The organism is Lysinibacillus sp. BNK-21 (assembly GCF_048684915.1).
GTDB lineage: Bacteria > Bacillota > Bacilli > Bacillales_A > Planococcaceae > Lysinibacillus > Lysinibacillus capsici.
In genome coordinates, this window is sequence record NZ_JBLQTS010000001.1 from 1,602,646 (window position 1) to 1,628,007 (window position 25,362).

Below are 25,362 nucleotides of genomic sequence, written 5' to 3' on the forward strand. Positions count from 1 at the left end.
GGTATTAGGACAGTCGACCACTGTAGTCCTCGAATTTAAATTCACGAATGACTTTAATACCTTCTTCATCATTATAAGAAACGATAGATGGTAAGTTGACACCGTTAAACATATGGTTTTTCACCATTGAATAATGAGCCATATCTGTGAATACAAGACGATCACCTGGTTTTAATGGCTGTTCAAACGAATAATCGCCAATCACATCACCAGCTAGACATGTTAGTCCGCCTAAGCGATATGTGTGTGCTAATTCATTTGCTTGTCCAGAACCAATAATCATTGGACGGTAAGGCATTTCAAGTACATCAGGCATGTGACATGTTGCTGATGTATCTAAAATAGCAAGATCCATTCCATTTTCTTGAATATCTAGCACCGTTGCTACTAAATAGCCTGTATTAAGGGCTACTGCTTCACCTGGCTCAAGATAAACAAGCAGGTTATACTTTTCTTGAATATAATTAATGATGTTCACAAGTTTTTCTACATCATAATCATCACGTGTAATATGGTGACCGCCACCGAAGTTTAACCATTTCATTTGGTGTAAAACATCACCAAATTTTTCCTCAACTACTTCAATAATACGCTCTAATGTATCAGAATTTTGTTCACACATCGCATGGAAGTGTAAGCCATCGATACCATCAAGCTGTGATTTATCAAAGTTAGCCAATGTTGTACCAAGGCGAGAGTTTGTGTAACAAGGATCATAAAGAGCTGTTTCAATTTCAGAGTATTCAGGATTCACACGAATACCACATTCAATTGTTTTACCAGCAGATTTAACTTTATCCTTGAACTGAGCCCATTGGTTAAATGAGTTAAATACGATGTGATCCACATAGCCTAGAAGCTCGTCCATTTCATGCTCAATATAAGCAGGTGCATAAACGTGAACTTCTTTGCCCATTTTTTCATAGCCAAGACGTGCCTCATGCAGTGAGCTAGATGTAATGCCCGCTAAATATTCCCCTACTAGTGGGAATGTTGAATGCATAGAGAAGCCTTTAAGGGCTAATAAAATGCGGCAGCCTGTTCGATCTTGAATTGATTTTAAAAGCTCAAGATTCTTTGTTAATAATCGCTCATCCACTACATAAGAAGGGGATGGAACTTTTGAAAAATCAATTGGTTTCATCGGCTTAATTCCTTTGCATCTAAATCAAGGTCTAATAATTCTGGGTTATGGCTTTCTTGCCATGGTAGACCCCATTTATTTAGTGCATCCATGAATGGATCTGGATTGAAATCTTCCACATTCCATACACCTGGTTTACGCCATTCACCGTTCATCACAAGCATTGCACCGATCATAGCTGGTACGCCAGTTGTGTAAGAAATCGCTTGTGAACCAACCTCGTTGTAGCACTCTTCGTGGTCACATACGTTGTACACATAGTACGTTTTTTCTTTGCCATCTTTTAGACCGCGAATGATACAACCGATGTTTGTTTTACCTTTCGTACGTGGTCCAAGTGAAGCTGGATCTGGTAATACCGCTTTAAGGAAGTGGATTGGTTGAATCATTTGCCCTTCGAATTCGATTGGCTCAATTGATGTCATACCTACGTTTTCTAACACTTTTAAGTGTGTTAAGTATTTTTCAGAGAACGTCATCCAGAAGCGGATTTGTTTTAAACCTTTGATATTTTTTGCAAGGGATTCAAGCTCTTCATGGTATAGAAGGTAAATATCTTTTGGTCCGATTTCAGGTAGGTTATACACTTCTTTTTTCTCAAGTGGTGCAGTTTCAATCCACTCGCCTTCTTTCCAGTAACGACCATTCGCTGTAATTTCACGAATGTTAATTTCTGGGTTGAAGTTTGTTGCGAAATGATATCCATGATCTCCCGCATTGGCATCCACGATATCGATATAGTGGATTTCATCAAATTCATGTTTTTGTGCATGAGCTGTGAAAACGCCTGTTACACCTGGGTCAAAACCGCTTCCAAGTAATGCAGTTAAGCCAGCTTTTTCAAACTTCTCTTTATAAGCCCATTGCCATTTATATTCAAATTTTGCCGTTTCAGGTGGCTCGTAGTTTGCAGTATCCACATAGTGCACACCTGTCGCTAAGCAAGCATCCATAATCGTTAAGTCCTGATAAGGTAGAGCCACGTTAATCACTACATCTGGTCCGAAAGCTTTAATAAGCTCAATAACCTCTTCTGTATTGTCTGCGTCTACCTGTGCAGTATGAATTTTTGTTTTTCCGCCGTCTAGTTTTTCTTTTAGAGCGTCACATTTTGAAACAGTTCTACTTGCGATACAAATTTCCTCAAATACGTCCGAATTTTGAACACACTTGTGTACCACAACACTGGCAACTCCGCCAGCTCCGATAATCAATGCTTTACCCAATTGTCTACCCCCAAGTTCATATAAAGTATTGTCAAACAAGCTGATTATACAGAAAATTGATATACTACTCAATCATTGTTTTAAAATTTTCTACAAAAAATTTTATTTTTCTACAACAATTAGACGTATAAGGAGGGGAATGCCTCGGAAAAGAAGGGAATCATGAATAAATCTACAACGCCATTTTAGTAAAAATAGAGGAAAGTTGCTGTTGTATAGACCTAAATAATTGGTGTAGTTATATCACAATTCATCCAAGATACTACGACATCAAGTAAATATTTTTCTAAATGAATGTTTTGACATAGTATCTCTACCGATTGACGATTTGATACCAACTACTAAATCATTTCTACTAACTTTACATAAAAAAATCCCTCTACATATAGAAAGGGAAGGAACCACATTAAACGTGCTACAGGTATCTGTGTACTGGAAAATGATGCATATTATTTCAGAAAACGATTGGATACTTGTTGTTTTTCTTCCCCCCATATATAGAAGAAAACCACAAGCAAAGTACTAAAAAAACCCATCACAAGAGCATACGTACTGAGGGCTACTCCCACTTGACTTTGCATGGCATAAATAAAAATGGCCCCTATTGTTAACAAGTTGCCTGTAACAATCGATACTAGATGAAAGCGTTTATTCATAGCAAGCCCTCCTATTAGATGAATTGGTAATGCTCAGGATTTAAGTTAATTAACTTCAATTATCGCACAATTCAGAACTTTTTCCAATGTTTTTATCTTACTAGAATAATTAAAGATGCTTTTTTAATACATCTTTTTGTAGTATGATGAAACACAAAAGGAATATTCATAGATTATTACAAGAAAGGGGAGAGGATGGATCGTGAAATTACGCAATTCATTAACTTTTCAACTTGGGACGATTATCGCTGGTATTTTAGTGGTGATGCTAGGGATTACTTCGTTCGCTACATACATAACTGCTTACAATAAACTTTATGATGCTGCTGGTGTTGAGGCCTATGGCTGTGCCAATATTACGACAGGTTTGATCAATCCGCAACAATTGGACAAGGCCATTCAAGGCGACAAGGCTGTACAGGAAAGCATTGGGAACGATTTGAACTGGACAACAGGTCATAAAGATATTTTCCAAACACAATATATTTTATCGTTGGATGGCACATTATTAGCGCTTGATGATCATTTGGCTGAAAAAGGTTATGCCCCTGGTGATCAATTTTATTTAGATAAAGAAGCTATTGATATGTTGCTTACACATAAGCATCCAACATACTCACAGCCTTATACCTATGCAGGGATGGACCGTTTATCTGGCTATGCCCCTATTTTTAAAGACCATGATTCCAGTAAAGAAATTATTGCCATTAGTGTCATCGACTTTGATGCCAATATCGTAAAGGAGCGAACATGGGATGTTGTACGAAATGGGATTTTAATTAGTATTTTCCCTATGCTAATTGCTTCCATCATTACAGGCTTTTTAATTCGTCGTAAAGTAAGACCGATTAGTGTGTTAATTCAGCAGGCGAAAGAAATTGCCAATGGTAATTTAGCTGTACCTGAAACAAAAATTAACAGTAAAGATGAAGTAGCGGATTTAGCGAATACATTAAATCGAATGACAGCTAATTTACAAAATATGATTATGACGATGCGTTCCACTTCTAACACTTTAACGAATAACGCAGATGAAACCGCTTCCACCTTGAACGATATGAGCAATACCATTCAAGGTGTCGCCAATAATATCGAAGAGGTAACAAGTGCCGTGACGGCAGGGATGCACCATGCTGAAAATGCGACAGATGTTCTTACTTCTTTAGCACACGACCTTCAAATGATTCAAAGCAATGCCAATAACAGTGCTGATAACGCTCGACAAACGATGGAATTAGCAACAGAGGGTGAACGACTAGCAAAAGATATAAGCAATGATATGGCACTAATTCACAGCGGATCAGGTGAGGTACGACAAACAGTAGAAAACTTAGTTACATCTGCAACCAAAATTCAAACGATTACAACGTCTATTGCAAACATCGCATCACAAACAAATTTGCTAGCACTGAATGCTTCCATTGAAGCGGCTAGAGCAGGGGAGCATGGCAAAGGCTTTGCTATTGTTGCTGAGGAAGTACGGAAGCTTGCTGAGCAATCTAATCAAGAGGTATTGCAAGTTGAACAGCTTATTCAGGATATAATGAAGCATGTGCAGCAGGTCATGTCATCTACGAATGATAATACGCAATATATTGAAAAAGGAACAGAGACAGTACGTCTAACCGCACAATCTTTAGGAAATATTTCTACAGCAGTGGCTGCAACAGTAGAAGAAATGATTGCCATTTCTAATGCTATGACCGCTGAAAACGAAAAATCTACACGTATTGTGCAGATGATTCAACAATTAACAGAATCTATTCGTGATATAGAAGAAACGATGAATATGATTACTGTCGCAGCACAGCAAACAACTGCAAGCATTGATGAGGTGGCACATGGCTCTAATGAAACAAATCACATGGCACACACACTCGAACAGCATGTAAAGGCGTTTAAATTAAAAGAATAATAGAAAAATTAGGACATGTTGGCTTTTGCTAATACTACTTAAATGGTAAACTAGCAATAAGATTTTTCTTTTGCGAAGGTGAGGATTTTAATGGTGGTAAAACAAATGAACGAGCAAGTTCAACAAGTCAATGACTTATTTTTGAGTGGTCAAGTAAAGGAAAGTTATCAACTAGCTAAAGAAATATTGGGCAATGATACAGCGATCGCAGAAGAGGCCTATCAAGTCATTCAGCAGCATGTGGCAATGCTAGAGGCAAATGGGTATGCAAATATGCCTCAGCCTACTGATGACAAAGCAAAGCAAAGTAAGGAACGTACAGATGGTTCGTATCCAGAACGAGATGTTCTCGCAGCTTATATAGGTAGTCAGGATGATGAGCAATTTGGTAAAGTGGTCGATGAATTATTAGCAGGACCTATAGAAGCGCAGGCGAACGCCTACTATACAATGGCAGAATATTATGTCCTTGCAAAAGAACAGGATAAGGCATCAGTACAGTATGCGGAGGCAATCAAATTGCAGCCTAATAAGGCATTGTATTGGGGAGCATTTGCACAGTTTTTAAATCGTCACGAAGGTAGCCCTTATTTGGCATTAAGACTGATTGAAGAAGCAATACTCCTAGATGGAATGAATCCTCGTTGGCACTATATTCAAGGTAATATAATTTTCCAGCTAGTAGCAGCGACAAAAAATTTAAGCTATTTACCTGCCTTGGAAGAAGCATGGGAGAAAGCTAAAAAACGTTGTACAGCTAAGCAGGTCACATTGAAATTGGATTTGGAGAAGTCAAAAGATTTGTTAGCGCAATGGAAAAAGCAAATGCTCTAACAGGTATCTATTAATAATTATTTCCTTTCAAGTATAATTATGCTATAGTGAAACCATAAACGGACGTATGAAGCTTATCGATGACATGAAAGAAGTGTTTTTTTGAGTTTATATGTAGCGTATGTATTGGTAGGACTTGCCATTGCCATGCCTGTAGGAGCTATTACAGTAGAAATGACAAAGCAAGGACTCAAAAATGGTTTTATGCACGGCTGGGCAGTTGGACTTGGTGGCATGACCATTGATATTGTATTGGTTTTTGCTTTGTATATGGGACTAGCTTCCATCTTAGCTATGCCTTTAATTCAACTACCTATGTGGATTATTGGAGCGGGCTTTTTATTCTTGTTAGGCTATGATTCTATCAAGAACGCTGACCATGATATTACATTGGCAGGAGAAAAAGTAACCAAATCGTTTTTTGCCTCTTATTTTAACGGCTTACTAGTGGCCATTTCGCCTGGTAATCTTGTTTTTTGGGTCAACGTATTTGGTGTGGTGCTAGCAAAATCTTATGGACAAGGGGAGTCAACGAGCTTTTTAATTATTGCTGCTGGTGTTTTAAGTGGAATTTTACTCCACGATATCGGTTTGCTGACCATTGTCTCGGTTACTCGTAAAGCTATGAATCGGAAGATGATTAGGACATTTACAATTGTCGCAGGATTCTTATTGATTGGTTTTGCTTGTTATTTTATCTATGAATTTATACAAGGAATTAAGATTTATATATGAAAAGTGCGATCCCTAAAGATCGCACTTTTTTTATTGCGCAATAGCCTCAGTATGCTCTTTTAAACAAGCTAAAATTTCTTCTGCTACTTCATGCGCTAATGCTAGTTCTGAAGTAAAGCCAACACAAGAACAATTCATCTCACCTAAAATATAGCAATCTTCTCCGACTTCATTGGTATCTAGCATAAAGTCGGCTGTCCAGATTAGCGGTAAATCATAATTGCCTAGTAGGTTTGTTACTTGAGGGAGCTGCTTTAAAAAGTTTTGTACCAGCTCTTGCCAGTCTTCAGGTTTGTCATAGCGATATTGAGCGCCAGAGAATAGAGTTGCACTAAAGGCATCCTCGGTAGCAGCTGGTTTTTTATGTACGACGTGTACAGGATGATCGCGCAACATGAATAAGCGGATTTCGCCTTCTGTAATCCTTGGAAGAAAGCGCATATCGATTAACATACCATTCGTCCCTGTAATATACTGCTCACAAAATGTCATAAAGTCGCCAAGCTGCCAATATTCTACATGATTATCTTTTGCTTCAGTACATTTGATTTGTGCATCAAGTGGCACTTCAGTGATACCCTCTGCTAGCGGTTCCACCAATTTTACACGCCAAATACCTTCTCCAGTTGAACCACGATTTTGCTTCAAAACACGCTCTGTTAAGGCTAAGGAAGTAGGGAATTGTTTTTTGAATGCTTCGATTGTGTAGTAGGCAAATGTATCATCAGGTACTAAATTTGTTGTCGTCAGTTTTGATAATACGTCTTTTGAACCATAGCTAATCATGGCGTCTGGATGTGGCATCCCTATAACGCCAGCTTGGCATAGCTCTCGTAGCATAGCAAAGTACTCATCCTCATGCTGTAAGTTGCCTGGGTTAATGCGAGATACATAGGCAATGCCATGTTCCTTAACATAGTGAAAGATTTCCTGCTTTTTTGTGATATCAAAGAAGAGTACCTCTGCATTCTGTCCACGTTGCTGTAGCGCTTCCACCATTGGCATTGTATCTGGGCGATAGCCATCTGGTCCTTTATCTGTGCCGCCTTCCACCTCGAAAAAAATAACTTTTTTATCCATAAAATACCTCCTTATATCTGTTGTTATGTTCAGTATAGTAGACAAATAAGGAGAAAAGATAGATAAAATATGTAAATTTTATGTATAAATTCATATATTACTATCTCGGTAATAGGAGGTATTGACTATTAAAATTCATAACTCTCTTAATTTTCTGTTTTCAAGCTTGCTTTTTCTGAAATACTGTAAGGTATAAAATCATAAGAAGAATTAGCAATGTACCAATAAACTGATAGCCACCAAAAGCAATCTTTAACCACCAAACACTTGTGATGACAGCCATTAATGGTTCAAGACTACCTAGTAGGCTTGACTCCTTTGGTGAAAGATAGTGCAAGCTAGCAATATAAAACCAAAAAGCGAGCATTGTCCCAAAAATAACAATAAAGAGAAAATAGGCAATGGTTGAAAACGTCCAATCAGATAGATCGATAGCCCATGGTGGATGAGCTATACTCATAACTATACCACCGATGATCATCGACCAGCCGACAACTAGTAATGAATGGAATTGCTGTAAAAGTGGGACGGCATAAATGGTATAAAATGCAACAGAAAGACCAGATAAGATACCCCATAACACAGCCATTAAAGGAACGGACAATGTTGAGAAAGAACCGTTTGTTAATAATAAAAAGGTCCCCACAAGTGTAAGTGACACAGCTATACCATCCTGCTTTGTCAATGGACTTTGCCTCGTTAGAAAGTAATAAGCCATGATAAACAGTGGTGCTAAATATTGCAATAATGTGGCTACAGCTGAATTACCAATAGCGATTGACATCATATAGGTGTATTGGACAGCAAGCATGCCGAGTAGGCTAAATAAAATTTGTCTAAAAGCATTTTGCTTTGTGCGCCATATGACGAAAATGGATTCATGCCGATGGGTCATTTTATAAATAGCTATTAGTAACAGACCCGCTAAAAGTAAACGACTAGAAACAAGCCAGCCGACCTCTAAATTGTCCTGCTGAAATAGTCGTTGGGCAACGGTCCCTCCGATTCCCCAGAAACTTGCTCCAAGAATAACTAGTAGAAAGCCCAGTGTACGTTTATTTTGGATAATTTGATTCATCTGTTTACATCTCCTAAACTATCAATATAAGATGATTATAAAGTGATTAAGTGGAAATAAATATCGATTTAATCCAATAAAATATCAATATATTGAGGTGTTAGAGATGCCGTTAACACATATTAAAATTGCCAAGGATTTACAAGAATTAACCTTGCATGGAACAAAGGAATTTCCAGTTGCCTTGTATGAAACGATTATGCGATTAGAAAGCATGGATTTTCTACCTCTCCATTGGCATAAAGAAATACAATTTGTTTTGATAAAAAAGGGATGTGCTCAGTATCGAGTGGGGACGGACGTTTTTGTTTTGAACCAAGGCGAGGGGCTCTTTATTAATGCCTCTGGATTACATGAAGCAAAGCCTTATCAAATAGAGCAAGCGATCGTTTATTGTGTAAATGTAGATCCAAAGTTAATGGGGGGGCATGAGGGCAGTATCTTTTTCTCAAAATATGTAGAACCGTATATTACAAGAAATCGAATACCTTATGTCAAACTAACAGGAGAGTTAGCACAGAAAGTAGCAACGATTGCGGAATTAATGCGAGAGCAAACCGCTTTTTTTGAGTTAAAGGTACGGAGAGAGCTTCTATTTATTTGGGAATCCATGCTAACCCAATCCTTATTGACAGAACAAATAATGGATTCTGCCACTATTGTTCAGCATGAACGAGCAAAAGCTATGCTAGATTTTTTACATGCACATTATCAGCAGAAAATAGCATTAGAAGATTTAGCTAGCCATGTGTATATAAGTCGCGCTGAATGTAGTCGTTTTTTTAAGAAAATAGTGGGCATGACACCGTTTACCTATTTATGCCAATATCGACTGCGCAAAAGCATAGAATTATTGAAGGGTAATGAGCTATCGATAACAGAAATAGCTGTTAATACAGGCTTTAGTACCGTCAGTTATTATATTGAAAAGTTTAAAGAATACACTGGCTATCCGCCACATGTTTATCGTAAGAAGTTTTTAAGTGTGAAAAATAATTGAACGTGAATGGAAATAGGACCATCTTTTATTCTCAAATTCTATACAAGATGAACCATTTGGCATAAAGTAAAATTATTAGTAGAGAGGGGGCATTGTGAATGATGGTCTTAAAAAGTAAGCAAAATATTTGGCTAGCCTTATTATTAGTGGTATTAGCGAGTAACTATACACTCTATAATACAGGATTTGGCACATCCCTTTTACCTATCGAAACAAATGGTGTTGTCATGGGCTCATTAATTGACTGTATTGTGGTGGTGCCTGTGCTATTTATGCTTTATAAAGGTAAATTTTCATTAAAGCAAGCCATCCTATTAGCTGCAGCTGGCTGTATTGCTGCACGTTTTATCATTCCTATGGAACACCTTCAGCCTTATGTGGCAGTGACATGGGCTGGCTTTGCGATTGAAGGGTCTATTATTCTATTAGAAATTATCCTAGTGGCAACACTTGTACGATACCTGCCAAAAATCCTAGGGGAAGTGCGGAGAAGCTCTTTACCAGATCTCTTTTCATTTTCAAAAGCTGTAGAACAACATGCACCCAAGCATCCAGTTATTCAGATGATCTGTGCTGATTTATTAGTGCTTTATTATGGTTTCGCGAGTTGGAAAAGACAAGAACGACAAGGCTTATCTTTGCATAAAAATTCTAGCTATATCGCTTTTCAGCTCATGATTATTCATGGGATTGCTATTGAAACGATTGGTATTCACTGGTGGCTACATGAAAAGTCAATGATACTTTCCATTGTGTTGCTTGTTTTTAATATTTATTCAGTAATCTTCTTTCTTGCGGATATGCAGGCTATTCGCCTAAATCCTGTTTATGTCACAAATGATACATTGTACTTATCTCTGGGATTAATGAAACGTACTGAAATTCGTTTTGATCATATTGCTGAAATCATCGAAGACAAGGAGCGGTTAGAGGGAAAATTATCAAAAGATACGATAGACTTTATAGCACGTGATTTTGGTGAGGCCTATCCGCATTTTATTTTGAAAATGAAGGAGCCTGTGGAAGTAACGTTTATGCTAGGGATCAAGAAGCACTATAGTCACATAGCCATTAAAGCAGACCAGGTTCAAGAATTTAGACAAATGCTTGTAGAAGGAATGGCAATGAGCCAACATCATTAAAATTACTAATAAAAAAGTAGTAGTCAATGTTTTGTAATCAAAACATTGACTATTTTTTTATTGATTGATTTTAATACTATTTAAACTAATTTTAACCTTCGGATTTTATAGTTTTAATGTACTGAGAATGATTGATTTACAGGAAGGCTTTGTTTTAGCGAAAGATTGATATGTTGAAAATTGTATGCCTGAGATAAAAGGGGAAGTGTAATAAAAGCACGAATTAGTACAAGATTACAAAACCGCAATGTTCAACATGGCTATATGGAAGTACCAATAACGAAGAGATCAATCAAATACAGTCTATGACAGAGCAACAGCCATCCTTTGGTATGTAGTGAACGGATTGAAATGACAAAATTCCAGCCTGCACTAGCAGAATTAAGGACAGAAAGACGATATGAGCAGATAACATATTATGTATAAACACCAGATCACTTGTTCCAAAACTTTCTTTAATAAAAGGCGAAGCGCATTTATTGGAGAAATATTATAATAAGCTTAATGAGCAACATACCATTTCTGACAGCATTACAAAAATTTTTATTCCCGTACATCCAATCGATGTTCTTAAAGAACAAGTAATGTTAGAAAATGTAAGAGTAACAAAAGATACGAAAACAAAAACCTCTGCATCTTTCTAGTCAATCAAAATCTACGAGCAAGTATTCCTTTACTGGTGTTTTTTATGTAAAGGATATCTGTCCTATTATGATAGAGACACTATCTGTTCATTCGAAGAGTCTATTATATTATACCAAAGAAGTTAGAGGGCCTCGTTTTTAGCTTTGCTGGACAATCAGTTAAACAAATAAATCTAAAGGTAGCATGGCAAAAATATAAGCGGTTACAAAGATGATAAATACTAGCATAGAAAAGGAGGGATTGTGTATGAACGATTGCATTCTTTTGCAGTCTAGTCAAGATTGGCATCTACAGAGAATGTATATGAAGAAGTTTAACAAACTGGTACTGGTAAAAAGTGTTCATCATAATTCAGCAGAGACAAGAGCCAAACTACAATATGAATTTTCCTTGTTTTCGAATGAGCAAAATCCTTGGTTATTAAAGCCAATAGCTATTGATTATATAGATGATCAATATGCGATCATCTATGAAAATTTTAATGGAGTCCCCTTAAAGCAATTCAGTAATAACTTGATTTCTTTGCATCAATTTCTCCAGATTGCCATTGACCTTGTCAATATTTGTATGAAAATGCAACAAAGTGGTTTACTTTATCTACACCTACATCCTAATCAAATCTTAATCAATCCTAATTCTTTAAAAATAAAACTATTAAGCTCTGAATTTAGTACAAAATATGATGTAGAATCTCCAGTTGTGATTGAAAATCCCTATGAACGACTAGAACAGCTACCCTATTATGCACCTGAGCAAACTGGCAGACTTCATTTAGAGGTAGACTATCGGACAGATCTATATGCACTGGGGACCATTTTTTACGAAATACTGGGCGGTCAATTGCCTTTTCAAGCAAAGGATGCCGTCGATTTGATTTATGAAATCATCACAAAAAAACCAGAACCATTGGTAAGTTTAGACAGTCGTTATCATTCATTGCTTTGGGAAATGATTGAAAAGCTATTAGCTAAAAACCCAGCTGATCGTTATCAAAGTGCCATTGGTTTGAGAGAGGATTTGCTACAAATCCAACAGAAACTTTTAGTAAACGAACCGCTTGAAAATTTCCTGCTTGGTGAACAGGATTTGCATCTGAATACGGGACTGTCTACTAAGCTTTATGGGAGAGAATCGCAATTCGCAGAGCTTTCCTCTGTTTTTCGTCAGGTTGCAAAAGGTGACAAAAAGATGGTTACGATATCAGGACAAGCAGGGTATGGAAAGTCCAAGTTAGTTCAAGAATTAAAGGGTGAAATAGCGGCCGCAAAAGGCTATTTTATTACAACTAAGTATGAGCAATTGCAATTAGAAAATGACTATTCCATTGTTATCCATCCTTTAAGGAGTTTATTGAAATTTATTTATATGGAAGGTGAAAGGTCTGTCCATTTATGGAAAAAATTATTTCAAGAGGTTAAATTAGTTGTGACAGATGAACTTATCCATCTATTACCTGAACTTAAATGGTTTGTGAAGGAGGAAGTACACTTCCAAAAAGAAGTTAGCCAAAATACAAAACAGCTCCATTCCTATACGTTTATATCGATTCAAAAAATTTTATTAACATTTGCTATGCAGAAGAAACCAGTTATATGGTTTGTAGATGATTTGCATTGGGCCAATCAAAGTACAGTTGAAATTATGACCCAAATTTTTGAGCAACACCGAGCAGGATACTTTATGATGATTGGTACATTCCGAGTGAATAAGGACAGCGCAGAGGAGGAAAATCAGCAAAGAACTTCTAGTTTTTCGAGCGGTCATCATATCCATTTACCCTTGCTTCAGGAACAACATGTTCAACAATGGTTGGAGGCATCTTTCCAGGCAAAGCCTCATACCATACAGATAATTGCCAAGCAATTATTTAATTTGACCAAAGGAAATCCGTTATTTGTGAAAGAGGCGTTTCGATCACTCCAGCAAGATAACACAATTTATTTTAATGCAACAACAAAAGAATGGGAGTTTAATCGTAAGAAATTTAATTTATCCCGATTGAACAACGAGCTACTTGTCTTTATTGAAACTAGAATGGCTAATTTAACAACAGAAGCCCATGAGATTTTACGCATAGTTGCATGTTTTGGTCAGCGCTTTGAATTTACAGATGTCTTAAAGCTCGTGTCCTTATCAGCTCAAGCGTTATTAAAACACCTGGAAACACTTGTTGAGAATGGCTTTATTATTCCGTTAGATGCCCATTATAAATGGGCAAGTACGTTAGAGCATGAAGGAATTTTACATACATTTTCTACCAAATTCCAATTTGTTCACGATCGTATTCAACAAGTAGCTTATCAGGACTTATCAGGGCAATTGCGTGCTAAATACCATTATCAAATTGGCCAGCTTTTAACAGATGACTCTCAAATGGCTGCAGATCATGATCGATTAAGCGAAATCGTCATGCATTTCAATTACAGTCGCCAATTATTGACTGGGGAAGAAAAGCAAAAGCTGGCTATCTGGAATTATCAACTCGGTATTGAGGCTAAAAGAATAGGGCTCTTTGATAATGCGCTAAAATTTTTTACAACTAGTAAAGAACTATTGACGCCTGATCATTGGGAGACTAGGAGAGAACAGTCGGTTAAATTATATGCAAATTTAGGTGAATGTGAATATTTAACTGGCCACTACGAACAATCGGAAATGCATTTAACAGAAGCTTTACAGCACGCAGAGACAAAATTAGAAAAACTGATGATTAACAATTTGAAAACGGTATTATACATTGAGTCCGATAACCCTACTATTGGTCTAGAAGCAGGCTTGGCAGGTTTTCAAGTTGCGAATCTTAAAATTTCAGCATATCCTAAAAAGTCACAGCTTCTAAAAGAGTATCTATTGTTGAAATGGGCATTGCGACATATGTCTGACCAAGACTTGTTGCAGCATCCGCCAACGAATAGTAAAGAAATTGATATTTTGATTCATTTAATTATTAATATGACGGCAAGTGCTTTCCTATTAAATCCTAACTTAACAGGCATTCTTTTAATGAAAGGGCTGCGTTTACAGTTGAAGTATGGCGCTACATCGAAAAGCGGCATGGTATTGATTAACTATGCTATGCTTTTAAATGCAGGTTTTACCAATATAAAAGAAGCCACTCGCTTTGGCAAACTTGCCATCATTGTTGCGGATAACCAAGAAAGCATATATATCAAGGGCCATACTTATTATGTGTATGGCGTGTTTATCAGTCATTGGACAGAGCCCTATGAAACCAGTATTCAATATATTAATGAGGCTCAAGCAAAAAGCCAAGAGCTTGGCTTATATCATTTAGTATCCTCAGCATCATGTTTTATTGTCGCTATACGCCTTATTCAGGGTGTTAACCTAGAGGATTTACAACAAGAAATTAGACGACAACAAGATGAATTTTCTATTCATGCAAGTACCCTTTCGATTGACTTTTTAGCCGAAATGGGGAGATGGATGAATATCCTCCGCTCTCCTCATCATCCTGTACATTGGGCCTGTCCTATCACAATACAGGATCAGCCTGCTATTAAAATCATGCATTATTCAGTGCGTTTACAAATGTCCTTTTTATTAGCGGATGAAATACAAGGGAAAGCGATTCTGGTTGAATTAAAGAAGCTAAGTAAGGACACTTATACATTACCAATCACCACAGTCTATTATTTTTATCGGGCCATGTGGCAATTTCACTTTCTGCATAGTCAAAATTGTCAGGTACAGGAGCAGAGGTTATTTTTAACGGATATACGTCAAAGCCTCAAGAAATTTAAGAAATGGGCTGTTTATTCTTCAGAAAATTATGAGCATCTCTATGCTTTATTAATGGCAGAGAATTACCGTTTACACAACAACGACAGTGAGGCAGAACTCTATTATGACCGAGCAATACGATTAGCAAGTATGAATGGTTTTGTCCAGGATACAGCCTTAGCATATGAACGAGCTGCAAACTATTATCTCGCAAAACAGCAAAAGAAAACGGCAAGGCATTATATATTGAATGGTATTCAAAGTATTGAAACGTGGGGAGCAGAAACAGTTGCTAGCAGATGGGCAAGAGAATATCAAGTGCATCGCAAACTGGAGAATCACAGTAGAGAATCACTCACGTTTGATATGATGACGGTTTTTGAAACGACTCAATCATTTGCAACAGCTATTCGTATGGAAGAATTACTGCATAAAATATTGTTTTCACTGTTAAAGCATGTGGGGGCAGATAGTGGCTATTTCATTCATAAACAGCAGCAGGAATTATTGGTGTTAGCAAAGGCGGAAGCTGCGGAAAAAACATTTACGATGTATGATCAACAAAGTATGGAGAATTTTAATGCGAATATGCAATCGATTATACGCTATGTTCTTAATAGTAAAGAGCATGTGATTATCGACAATACACAAATAACACAGCATCCTCTTTTCTCCTATTCGACGGCTAAATCTATTCTTTGCCTACCTATTATCCATCAAAATGAAATTATTTCGATATTGTATTTTGAGAATACTTTAATGACGAATGCCTTCCATCCATCTCATGTCCAGCTATTGAAAGTAATTGCGGCTCAAATTGCCGTTTCTTTTGAAAATGCGAAAATATATGGAGATTTAGAAAAACGTGTTCAGTTGCGTACTAGGGAGCTAGATGAGACGAATCGGCATTTGATAAAAATGAATGAACGTTTAGAAAAAAATGAACTGGAACGTAAAAAACTCTTGCATAGTATTTCCCATGAATTACGCTCCCCGTTAACCTCTACATTAGGGTATATAGAACTTATGCTAGAGGGCGTGATTGATGACGCAGTAGCCAGAAAGAAATATTTAATACGAAGTAAAGAAAGGCTATTATCATTAAATAACTTAATTCAAGATTTGTTTGATTTAGCAAATCTAGAAGCTGGTAGAGCAGAATTTTCTTTTACAGAGGTAAAGGCAAAGGAATTATTTTTACAAATGGCAACCCGTTATGAGGATGAAGTAAAACAATCAGGATTAACATTCAGTGCTCACTTTTACGGTCATGAAGAAGCTCAGCTACTGATTGATAAAACGCGAATCAATCAAGTGATTGAAAATATCATGACAAATGCAATGAAATATACATCAAATGGTGGTATTCAATTGTCCTTCCATGTAGAGGACAAGCACTTGATTTGTTCGATAGCAGATAGTGGCATTGGTATTGCTGAGAGTGATCTTCCCTTTATTTTTGATAGCTATTATCGAGCAACTAACATCCATGAAGCACATTCGCATGGCATTGGCTTAGCTATCTGTAAACAAATTGTTCACCAGCATAATGGTGAGATTTTTGTTGAAAGTCTTGAAAATGAAGGAAGCATATTTAGCTTTACATTACCACTAGTTAAGGTATTGGTAAAAAATTAAAAAGGGGTGGTGAGTGTTTTCTTACTTCTCACCACTCTCTTTTTTATAAACGAATTGGTAGCCAAAACCTCTCACTGTTTGAATCCATTTCGGCTTTGAGGGGATATCTTCAATTTTACGACGAAGCGTACTAATATGGACAGATACGGTTTTCAAATCAGTGACACCGTCATAGCCCCACACATGATCAATGAGTTGATCGACACTAATCACTTGATTCGCATGCTCAATTAGAAAAAAGAGGAGTAGCTTCTCCTTCGTAAATAAATTTAAAAGCTGTCCATCCTTATAAACATTTTTCTCATCTAAATGTATGGACAAATTATCTATATGTACAATATTACTTTTCTTTGTTGGGTTTCTTCTTTTTAAATTTGCTTGGATACGGGCCAATAATTCTTTTGGAATAAATGGCTTTGTCATATAATCATCTGCCCCCACCTCAAAGCCCTCAAGTTTCTGTTCAATTAGATGATTGACGGTCACAAAAATGATAATGACATCCGATACATCACGGATTCTTTTGGCTAACTCGAAGCCTGTACCATCTGGTAAATTAACATCTAACAAGATTAAATCTGGTTGTTGCGTGACAGCGAGATGCCAGCCACTGGCTAGAGATGATGCCTTTAATACATTATAGTTAGCAATAGCTAGCGTGAGCGATAAAACCTCCATAATATCTATATCATCTTCCACTATTAAAATTTTCTCGTTCGACATATCTATTAATCACCTTCCTATTTCAAATATACCAACTTTTGTCTAGGTTGGGAATTAGAAGACTTAGGACTCGAATGATTTTAGAATCCCTCATAACCTTAGTCAAAATAATCATGCGAGTTTACTAAAAATAAATAAAGACTTCTATTTCCCATTAGAAATGAAGTCTCTAAAAAATTAATCTAAGTGTGCGATAGCTCGGAGTAGATCATCACGGATGGCCTCCCAAAATTGCTGTTGAACACTATCACTGTACGTATAAAGCTCTTTATGTTGAACATGGTCATAGATGGCAGCAATCGTTTCTTGATGAAAAGAGAGACGATGGTTTAATAGCTCTCGTTCTTCTTCAATACAAAATAGTTTATAAATATCGGATAAGCGTTCAAACTTTGCTAATTTCTGTGTCATCACTTCATATTGTGTTTGATGAAAACGTCCTACGGCAGAAGTCATTGAGATTTTTGCCCGATGCTCTGCTTGTAATGTCCGATACTCCTCTTGACGGATGGCCACACGATACCAAAATTCATAACGATTAGGTAATTCTTTTAGTTCATAGGTAAGTAATGATTTTAAAATTGAATGCACTTGTTCATATGTATCGATGATCTTCGCTGGTTCTTTAAAAATGCCAAACATACTACCACCCCCATGTAGTTTAATACTACGAGTGAAGATTAAAATCCTTTAAAATAATCATAATATTCAAAAGCGAGAACCTGCTAATTATTGAAACCCTGACTCCGTAGTTACGTAAAGATTTACAGGGGGTGAGTGAATGTATGAGTATAAATTTGTACAAACACATTTAGGTAGCTTTTTTCAGGAATCTACCTATCGGAAAACAATCGAAGAATACGCGAAGCAAGGTTGGCGTTTAGTGCAAGTATTGCCGATTGCTTATAATGGTCATGGGAAACCAACAGACTATGAAATCATTTTTGAGAGATTATTATCATGACTATCAATGAACGCTAGATTCTTGCCATAAATGGTGGGAGTTTAGCGTTTTCTTATTTTAATACAAAATTTGCTGTTTTTATTAACAAAAATAGTGTATTCAGAAAAATATAGAAATAGCATTTACAAAACAAAAATATATGTGTTAACTTAAATAGTGTTAATGGTTAACTTAAAAGAGGGAGGTTAACAATGCAACATTTTTGGGTTGTCGGTACAGATACGGATGTTGGGAAAACAATTGTCACCACCATGTTGATGTGTCATTTACAAAAACAAGGCTTGAAAGTTTCACCATACAAGCCTGTGCAAACAGGAGAGGTATACGAAAACGGTCGTGGCTATTATCATGATACAGCCATGTATGAAAAGTATTCCTTACAAAAGCTTCAACAAGAGCATCTCAATAGCTATTCATTTAGAGAAGCTGCATCGCCACATTTTGCTGCGCAACTGGAGGGGCAGCAAATTGATGTCAATGAGCTATTATTGCGGATTCAATTATTACAAGCGTCCTATGATGTTGTGATATGTGAAGGAGCGGGTGGGCTTTTTGTTCCTTTTACTGCTCCCCATGGGATGACGCTGCTTGATGTCATCGTCAGTAGCAAGCTGCCAGTAGTGCTTGTTACAAGGACATCCCTAGGGACGATCAATCACACATTATTAACAATAGAGGCATTGCGCTCTCGTGAAGTTGACGTTCTTGGCATAGTGTTTAATGGGAACACAGGTAGCAGTATGGAGCAAGATAATATACAAACGATTTTACAGTACCATCCCTTGCCCTATGCGATTATTCCAAAGCTACAAAATTTGTCACAGCTAATGGATTATGCCATGACGCACACAACACTGTTTGAAAGGCTTTTTAACTATGAAACAAGCATTAACTGATTTACAGCTAAGAGATTTACGTCATGTTTGGCATCCATGCTCACAAATGAAGGACTATGAGGCATTTCCACCCATCGTCATAAAAAAGGGGCAAGGTGTGTGGCTTTATGACGAACATGATCAGCGTTATTTGGATGCTGTATCTTCTTGGTGGGTTAATTTATTTGGACATGCCAATCCGCGTATTAGCAAAGCTTTAAGTGAGCAAGCATTTACATTAGAGCATACGATCTTTGCTAATTTTACACATGAACCAGCCATACAATTGGCTGAAAAATTAACCGCATTAGCACCACAGGGATTACATAAAGTCTTTTTTGCCGATAATGGCTCATCTGCTATTGAAGTTGCACTGAAAATGAGCTTTCAATACCATATGCAGACGGGGAAACCAGCAAAAAAGCGCTTTCTCGCCTTGACGGATGCCTATCATGGAGAAACTATTGGTGCTTTATCCATAGGAGGGGTAGGGCTTTACAATGAAGTTTACCAGCCACTGTTATTAGATACTGTTCGTGCTAAAGGGCCAGATTGCTTCCGCTGTCCATTTCAGGAAGATCCAGCAAGCTGTAATGCACCATGTAGTCAATTTGTTGAGGAACAACTTCAAGCGCATCATGAGGAAATCACAGCAGTTATTATTGAACCATTAATTCAGGCTGCAGCAGGTATGAAAATGTACCCACCTGTCTATTTACAGCGCTTACGGGCGTTGTGCTCACATTATGATGTGCACTTCATTGCAGATGAAATTGCTGTAGGTTTTGGTCGGACCGGTACATTATTTGCCTGTCAACAAGCGGACATCATGCCAGATTTTATGTGTTTATCAAAGGGGCTAACAGGTGGTTATTTACCTTTATCAGTTGTCTTAACGACGGAGCAAATCTATGACGCTTTTTATGATGATTACGGAACAATGAAGGCTTTTTTACATTCGCATAGCTATTCAGGCAATACTTTGGCCTGTCGTGTGGCACTAGAAGTATTAACGATGTTTCAAGAGGAACAAGTGATGGAGATGATTCAGCACAAGGGACAATACATGCGAGCGTTAGCCATGGAAGCTTTTTGTGATATGCCTTATGTGGGTGAATACCGACAAGTTGGTTTAGTGGGAGCGATTGAACTAGTAAAGGACCAGCGGACAAAGGAAGCGTTCACAAGTGAGGAGCGTATCGGCTATCAAATTTATCAACGGGCTTTAACGAAAGGCTTACTCATCAGACCGCTCGGCAATGTTCTGTATTTTATGCCACCTTATATTATTTCTGAAGAGGAAATGTCATTTATGATTCATACAACGAAAGAGACAATCGAACAATTTTTCCAGGACAGGGGGGCTAAGGGTGGGTAAGCGACAACAAACATTAGCGCTAGTCATGATTGCCATATTTGCTGCTCTAACAGCAATCGGAGCTTTTGTTAAAATTCCATTGCCTGTCGTACCGTTTACATTACAAATTGTTTTTGTGTTTTTAGCAGGCTGTTTATTGGGAAGTCGGAATGGTTTTTATAGTCAACTTGTCTATATCAGCGTGGGCTTAGTAGGCTTACCTGTTTTTACACAGGGTGGTGGTATCACATATGTCTTACAGCCAACTTTTGGTTATCTGATTGGCTTTGCCCTAGCCGCCTATGTGATTGGGTTCATTATTGAAAGGATTGAGACGCCGACGAAAAAGCATTTTATTGCAGCAACCATTATTGGGCTGGTTATTATTTATGCTGTGGCTGTTCCTTATTTGTATGTAGCATTGAATTTCTGGTTAGACATGAAGTCAAGCTGGTCACATGTGTTTGTTGTCGGCTTTTTAAGTAGTATTGTCGCTGATTTTTGCTTAGCTATTACATCAGCGCTATTAGCTGAGCGCTTGTATAAAGTATTTCAGTCAGCAAGAAATGTGAAATTTTCACACGTAGAGGGGGAGAATGTAATATGAATTATTACCAATTAGCACAAGAAGTTATTGCTGGAAAGATCATTAGCAATGAAGAGGCACTTGCCATATTAAATAGTGAGGATGATGAGCTATTACAGCTTATGGATGGTGCTTTTACGATTCGTCGTCATTATTATGGTAAAAAAGTTAAATTGAATATGATTATGAACGCCAAAAGCGGATATTGCCCCGAGGATTGTGGCTATTGCTCCCAGTCCTCTAAATCAACGGCTCCTATTGAGAAATACCCATTTATTACAAAAGAGGAAATTTTAGCAGGTGCAAAACGAGCGTTTGACAATAAGATTGGGACGTATTGTATTGTAGCCAGTGGTCGTGGGCCAACACGTAAGGATGTCAATGTCGTGAGTGAGGCGGTTGCTGAAATAAAAGAAAAGTATGGCTTGAAGGTTTGTGCCTGTCTTGGCTTACTAAAAGAAGAACAGGCACAGCAACTAAAGGAAGCGGGGGTGGATCGCTACAATCATAATTTAAATACATCGGAACGTCATCATTCCTTCATCACGACCTCACATACATATGAGGATCGTGTCAATACGGTAGAGATTGTGAAAAAGCATGGAATTTCACCTTGCTCGGGTGCCATTATTGGGATGAAGGAAACAAAAGAGGATGTCGTCAATATTGCACGCGCCCTCCATCAATTGGACGCTGATTCTATTCCTGTAAACTTTTTAAATGCAATTGATGGCACAAAGCTAGAAGGGACAAAGGATTTAAATCCCCGTTATTGTTTAAAGGTTTTAGCTTTATTCCGCTACATCAATCCGACAAAGGAAATCCGTATTTCGGGTGGTCGTGAAATCAATTTAGGCTCACTTCAGCCACTTGGTCTCTATGCAGCTAATAGTATTTTTGTTGGGGATTATTTAACAACAGCAGGACAGGAAGCGAATAGCGATTATCGCATGCTGGAGGATTTGGGCTTCGAAATTGAATTAACACATAAACAAGAAGAAGTATTTTGTTAAACTTATGACATGTAAATCTACTACTACAGCAAAAACCGTACTTTTGTACGGTTTTTTGGCTATAGATGAAAAGAGACGGATAGACCTACTTCACTGGCAGTGGATATACCTATAAAATCAAGGTTTTCACAAATTGTTCAATGAAAGCGTTTTGAAATTGAACAGTTTGTGAAGACCTTCACATAAAGCTTTCTTTTTGAAAAAATCAGCGTAAAATAAGAATCAAGTAAGGAATTGTTATAAAACAGTTGATAAGTCGTATCACAAATTTTGGTGGTTGTTATATTACAAAAATAATGAGTGAAGGGAGCTTTTCACATGTGGGTTATTACAGTTTTTGATAAAAAGGACGTTCGAATTTTTGAGTACGCGAGCAAAAATGAGGCAACAGAAGCTTTAGCAAAATTCAAGAAAAATGCCGTTTTAACGTATACAAAATAAGTTGCTGATAAAGCAGCCCTCTACCGACAGAGGGCTGTTTTTTAATGTACAACAATGGAAACAGCACTGTACATTAATAATAGTGCCATGATCATGTTAAATGGTTTTCGGTATTGCTGTAGTGCTTTTTGAAAAACGGAGCCACATAATGCCCAACTAAATGTACTGATTACCCCTATTAGCGCTAAAAAGAACGAGAAGAGTAGATAGCTTATGTAGGATGAGTAGTAGGGTAGGATGTAAGTTGCGACAACAGTAAGACCAAATAAAATACCTTTTGGGTTAATAAATTGAACGAACGCTCCTAAAAAAAATAGGTTTCGTTTTTTTTCTTCGTTGTCGTGATCCTCTATTTCTTTGCTTGTTAAAATTTTATAAGCCAGGTACAACATATAGCCTACACCAAATATGGTTAGGGGTAATTCAATGGCAGGTAAAATGTTTAACATGATCGTGTTAAAAAAGCTACTAAGACCAATAATGATGAAAAAACCAATCCCTACACCTAAACAGAATGGAATCGTTTTCGCTAAGCCATATTGTTTAGCAAAAACCATCGCCATAAAATTATTAGGGCCAGGTGTAAAGCTTGTAATGATGATAAATAATAAAAAGGAAAATACAGGCAAAACAATCCCTTCTTTCAAGTTGTGTGATATAATGCACGAAATAGACTGTATAACGTCGGTCTTTTTATTATACAAAACGTACGTTATATTGTACATGCAAGGAGGGCTTTTAGATGGAAGAAATTCATCTCGTCTTTGCGAGAAATTTAAAGGCAATTCGAGAAAGGGAGAAATTAAGCTTAGAGAAAGTTTCTCAGCTTAGTGGCGTGAGTAAAACGATGATTGGTCAAATTGAGAGGGGAGAATCCAGTCCAACTTTGACAACGATTTGGAAAATTGCAAATGGATTAAAGGTTTCGTTTACAGAGCTTATTCATCCTCCCCAACCTGAGACGGAGGTTATTCGCGGTAAAGAAATTCAAGTATTGAAGGAAGATCATGGCCGATATATGGTTTATCCTCATTTCCCCTATCAAAAGGATAGTCGTTTTGAAATATATACAATTGAAATCAAAGAAAATGGAATGTTAGATGCTGAGGCTCATCGAGAAGGAACGGAGGAATATATAACCGTTTTTGATGGGGAATTAATCATCCATATACAGGGTCAGGATTATCGATTAACAAGTGGTGATGCCATACGATTTAAGGCTGACCGTCCACACACATACAGCAATCCAGGTAGTACAGTAACACGACTTAGTATGACTATTTACTATCCACATTAAAAAACGTATAAACGCTTTTCACAGCGTTTATACGTTTTCGTTTTATAAAATACTAGCTAAACGTTTAATTCCCTCACGGATGACTTCAGGTGTTGCGTTTGTATAGTTAAGACGCATTGTATTCACATTTGTTTTTGATGTGTAGAATGGATCGCCAGGCACGAAAGCTACCTTTTGTTCCATCGCTTTATTGAATACATCAAGGGCCGGTGTACCGTCCTTCATTGTTGCCCAAATGAACATGCCACCCTCAGGTCGAGTATATTCAACATGGGCAGGGAAAAACTCCTGCATAGCATCAAGCATCGCATCCGACTGATTTTTATATAAAGCAATAATTTTCTTTACATGTTCGGTATAATCATTACTTGCTAAGTAATCGTAGATAACATATTGTGAAAAAATATTAGTATGAAGATCAGACGCTTGCTTCGCTGTTTCAATATGCTGCAATAGCTCTTTGTTTTTTGTGATAATAAAGCCAAGACGCATGCCTGGTGTGACCGTTTTAGAGAAAGAACCTAGTAAAATACTATTTTCTAATTTTCCAGCACCGATATATGGAAGTGGCTCCCCTTGGAAACGTAGCTCTCCGTATGGATCATCCTCAATTAAAGCAACATCATATTTTGCCACTATTTCGCAAATTTGCTCACGCTTTTCTTTCGAATATGTGAGTCCTGTTGGGTTTTGGAAGTTCGGCACCGTATAAATGAATTTTACATTTGGTTGTTGTAGAGCACGCTCTAACTCTTCTAAGTTAAGACCATCATTTTCTAGCGTAACACCATGGAAAGTTGGCTCTGTTAAAGTAAAGGCTTGAATAGCCCCTAGGTAACCTGGCTCTTCGATGATAATGCCATCGCCTTTATTGATAAGTACTTTACCAATTAGTTCAAGCGCTTGCTGTGAACCTGTAGTAATAAAGACATCGTCAGCATGTACATCAAGTCCATGGACACGTTGATATTTCGCGGCAATATATTCACGCAATGGTGCATAACCCTGTGTGGATGAATATTGGAATAATCGGCTGCCATTTACTGTAATAGCATGGTCTACGGATGCTCTCAATGCATCAATCGGGAAAGAAATCGGGTTTGGAAGCCCGCCTGCAAAGGAAATAACGTCCTCGGCATCTGTCACTTTTAAAATATTTCGAATAAATGAGGATGGTGTTTTTAAGATTCTTTCAGAATATTGCATAATTATCGGTCCTTTTTTTCTGATTTTTTAAAAATTATATCATTGTCATCGTGTGCATACAAT

The 25,362-nt window shown here is 37.4% G+C and carries 22 protein-coding genes; 13 read left to right on the forward strand and 9 right to left on the reverse strand.

Annotated features, from left to right (window positions below; translation table 11 throughout):
- Positions 1-4 precede the first annotated feature (4 nt).
- The 3 genes from nspC to ACMGGO_RS08125 all read right to left on the reverse strand — a co-directional run bounded on the left by nspC (position 5) and on the right by ACMGGO_RS08125 (position 3,026).
- Positions 5-1,144 (reverse strand): carboxynorspermidine decarboxylase, encoded by a 1,140-nt coding sequence (gene nspC, locus ACMGGO_RS08115; RefSeq protein ID WP_004231219.1) that lies wholly within the window; start codon positions 1,142-1,144, stop codon positions 5-7.
- On the reverse strand, positions 1,141-2,370 hold the full coding sequence (locus ACMGGO_RS08120) for a saccharopine dehydrogenase family protein (RefSeq protein WP_048392314.1): 1,230 nt from the start codon (positions 2,368-2,370) through the stop codon (positions 1,141-1,143). Before ACMGGO_RS08120 ends, nspC begins: the two co-directional genes overlap by 4 nt.
- Positions 2,371-2,819: 449 nt before the next feature.
- Positions 2,820-3,026 carry a hypothetical protein gene (locus ACMGGO_RS08125; protein WP_004231223.1) on the reverse strand — a complete coding sequence of 69 codons (207 nt, stop codon included), beginning with the start codon at positions 3,024-3,026 and terminating at the stop codon, positions 2,820-2,822.
- 202 nt (positions 3,027-3,228) lie between these two features.
- Between ACMGGO_RS08125 and ACMGGO_RS08130 the strand changes: the two genes are divergently transcribed.
- The 3 genes from ACMGGO_RS08130 (at position 3,229) to ACMGGO_RS08140 (ending at position 6,510) form a co-directional block, all read left to right on the forward strand.
- Positions 3,229-4,941 carry a methyl-accepting chemotaxis protein gene (locus ACMGGO_RS08130; RefSeq protein ID WP_420281774.1) on the forward strand — a complete coding sequence of 571 codons (1,713 nt, stop codon included), beginning with the start codon at positions 3,229-3,231 and terminating at the stop codon, positions 4,939-4,941.
- Positions 4,942-5,031: 90 nt separating this feature from the next.
- The gene (locus ACMGGO_RS08135) at positions 5,032-5,775 is read left to right on the forward strand and encodes a tetratricopeptide repeat protein (protein ID WP_420281775.1); all 744 of its coding nucleotides are present in this window, start codon (positions 5,032-5,034) and stop codon (positions 5,773-5,775) included.
- Between the two features lie 102 nt (positions 5,776-5,877).
- On the forward strand, positions 5,878-6,510 hold the full coding sequence (locus tag ACMGGO_RS08140) for a LysE family translocator (protein ID WP_048392317.1): 633 nt from the start codon (positions 5,878-5,880) through the stop codon (positions 6,508-6,510).
- 30 nt (positions 6,511-6,540) lie between these two features.
- On the opposite strand, the gene ACMGGO_RS08145 is transcribed toward ACMGGO_RS08140, so the two are convergent.
- Both ACMGGO_RS08145 and ACMGGO_RS08150 read right to left on the reverse strand, forming a co-directional pair.
- The gene (locus ACMGGO_RS08145; protein ID WP_420281776.1) at positions 6,541-7,590 is read right to left on the reverse strand and encodes a Cj0069 family protein; all 1,050 of its coding nucleotides are present in this window, start codon (positions 7,588-7,590) and stop codon (positions 6,541-6,543) included.
- A 160-nt stretch (positions 7,591-7,750) separates the two neighbouring features.
- The gene (locus tag ACMGGO_RS08150) at positions 7,751-8,668 is read right to left on the reverse strand and encodes a DMT family transporter (protein WP_257960718.1); all 918 of its coding nucleotides are present in this window, start codon (positions 8,666-8,668) and stop codon (positions 7,751-7,753) included.
- A 106-nt stretch (positions 8,669-8,774) separates the two neighbouring features.
- Here ACMGGO_RS08150 and ACMGGO_RS08155 point away from each other — a divergent pair, with 106 nt between their 5' ends.
- The 3 genes from ACMGGO_RS08155 to ACMGGO_RS08165 all read left to right on the forward strand — a co-directional run bounded on the left by ACMGGO_RS08155 (position 8,775) and on the right by ACMGGO_RS08165 (position 16,837).
- Entirely contained in the window at positions 8,775-9,668 is an 894-nt protein-coding gene (locus tag ACMGGO_RS08155; protein ID WP_112118334.1) for an AraC family transcriptional regulator, read from the forward strand.
- A gap of 98 nt (positions 9,669-9,766) precedes the next feature.
- Positions 9,767-10,810 (forward strand): beta-carotene 15,15'-monooxygenase, encoded by a 1,044-nt coding sequence (locus ACMGGO_RS08160; RefSeq protein ID WP_279495436.1) that lies wholly within the window; start codon positions 9,767-9,769, stop codon positions 10,808-10,810.
- An 891-nt stretch (positions 10,811-11,701) separates the two neighbouring features.
- Complete coding sequence (locus ACMGGO_RS08165) at positions 11,702-16,837, forward strand: ATP-binding protein (protein WP_387255228.1); 5,136 nt, start codon at positions 11,702-11,704, stop codon at positions 16,835-16,837.
- Positions 16,838-16,858: 21 nt separating this feature from the next.
- On the opposite strand, the gene ACMGGO_RS08170 is transcribed toward ACMGGO_RS08165, so the two are convergent.
- Both ACMGGO_RS08170 and ACMGGO_RS08175 read right to left on the reverse strand, forming a co-directional pair.
- Positions 16,859-17,560: a response regulator transcription factor gene (locus ACMGGO_RS08170; protein ID WP_333879753.1), complete on the reverse strand. Its 702-nt coding sequence runs from the start codon at positions 17,558-17,560 to the stop codon at positions 16,859-16,861.
- A gap of 177 nt (positions 17,561-17,737) precedes the next feature.
- The gene (locus ACMGGO_RS08175) at positions 17,738-18,202 is read right to left on the reverse strand and encodes a hypothetical protein (RefSeq protein WP_112118338.1); all 465 of its coding nucleotides are present in this window, start codon (positions 18,200-18,202) and stop codon (positions 17,738-17,740) included.
- Positions 18,203-18,341: 139 nt separating this feature from the next.
- Here ACMGGO_RS08175 and ACMGGO_RS08180 point away from each other — a divergent pair, with 139 nt between their 5' ends.
- The 6 genes from ACMGGO_RS08180 (at position 18,342) to ACMGGO_RS08205 (ending at position 22,796) form a co-directional block, all read left to right on the forward strand.
- On the forward strand, positions 18,342-18,524 hold the full coding sequence (locus tag ACMGGO_RS08180; RefSeq protein ID WP_048392326.1) for a DUF4177 domain-containing protein: 183 nt from the start codon (positions 18,342-18,344) through the stop codon (positions 18,522-18,524).
- Positions 18,525-18,715: 191 nt separating this feature from the next.
- On the forward strand, positions 18,716-19,420 hold the full coding sequence (gene bioD / locus ACMGGO_RS08185) for a dethiobiotin synthase (RefSeq protein WP_259950830.1): 705 nt from the start codon (positions 18,716-18,718) through the stop codon (positions 19,418-19,420).
- The gene (gene bioA / locus ACMGGO_RS08190) at positions 19,401-20,777 is read left to right on the forward strand and encodes an adenosylmethionine--8-amino-7-oxononanoate transaminase (RefSeq protein ID WP_374805913.1); all 1,377 of its coding nucleotides are present in this window, start codon (positions 19,401-19,403) and stop codon (positions 20,775-20,777) included. Before bioD ends, bioA begins: the two co-directional genes overlap by 20 nt.
- Positions 20,770-21,363: a biotin transporter BioY gene (locus ACMGGO_RS08195; protein WP_374805914.1), complete on the forward strand. Its 594-nt coding sequence runs from the start codon at positions 20,770-20,772 to the stop codon at positions 21,361-21,363. Before bioA ends, ACMGGO_RS08195 begins: the two co-directional genes overlap by 8 nt.
- Positions 21,360-22,355, forward strand: a complete 996-nt coding sequence (bioB, locus tag ACMGGO_RS08200) for a biotin synthase BioB (RefSeq protein WP_048392330.1) — start codon at positions 21,360-21,362, stop codon at positions 22,353-22,355. Before ACMGGO_RS08195 ends, bioB begins: the two co-directional genes overlap by 4 nt.
- Before the next feature lie 318 nt (positions 22,356-22,673).
- A complete protein-coding gene (locus tag ACMGGO_RS08205) occupies positions 22,674-22,796 on the forward strand; it encodes a hypothetical protein (RefSeq protein ID WP_004231260.1) in 123 nt (40 codons plus the stop codon).
- 41 nt (positions 22,797-22,837) lie between these two features.
- Here ACMGGO_RS08205 and ACMGGO_RS08210 read toward each other — a convergent pair whose 3' ends face one another.
- On the reverse strand, positions 22,838-23,425 hold the full coding sequence (locus ACMGGO_RS08210; protein ID WP_103118395.1) for a LysE family transporter: 588 nt from the start codon (positions 23,423-23,425) through the stop codon (positions 22,838-22,840).
- Between the two features lie 113 nt (positions 23,426-23,538).
- On the opposite strand from ACMGGO_RS08210, the gene ACMGGO_RS08215 reads away from it, so the two are divergent.
- Positions 23,539-24,093 (forward strand): helix-turn-helix domain-containing protein, encoded by a 555-nt coding sequence (locus ACMGGO_RS08215; protein WP_288584533.1) that lies wholly within the window; start codon positions 23,539-23,541, stop codon positions 24,091-24,093.
- Between the two features lie 42 nt (positions 24,094-24,135).
- Here ACMGGO_RS08215 and ACMGGO_RS08220 read toward each other — a convergent pair whose 3' ends face one another.
- A complete protein-coding gene (locus ACMGGO_RS08220) occupies positions 24,136-25,299 on the reverse strand; it encodes a PLP-dependent aminotransferase family protein (protein ID WP_048392333.1) in 1,164 nt (387 codons plus the stop codon).
- Between the last annotated feature and the right edge of the window lie 63 nt (positions 25,300-25,362).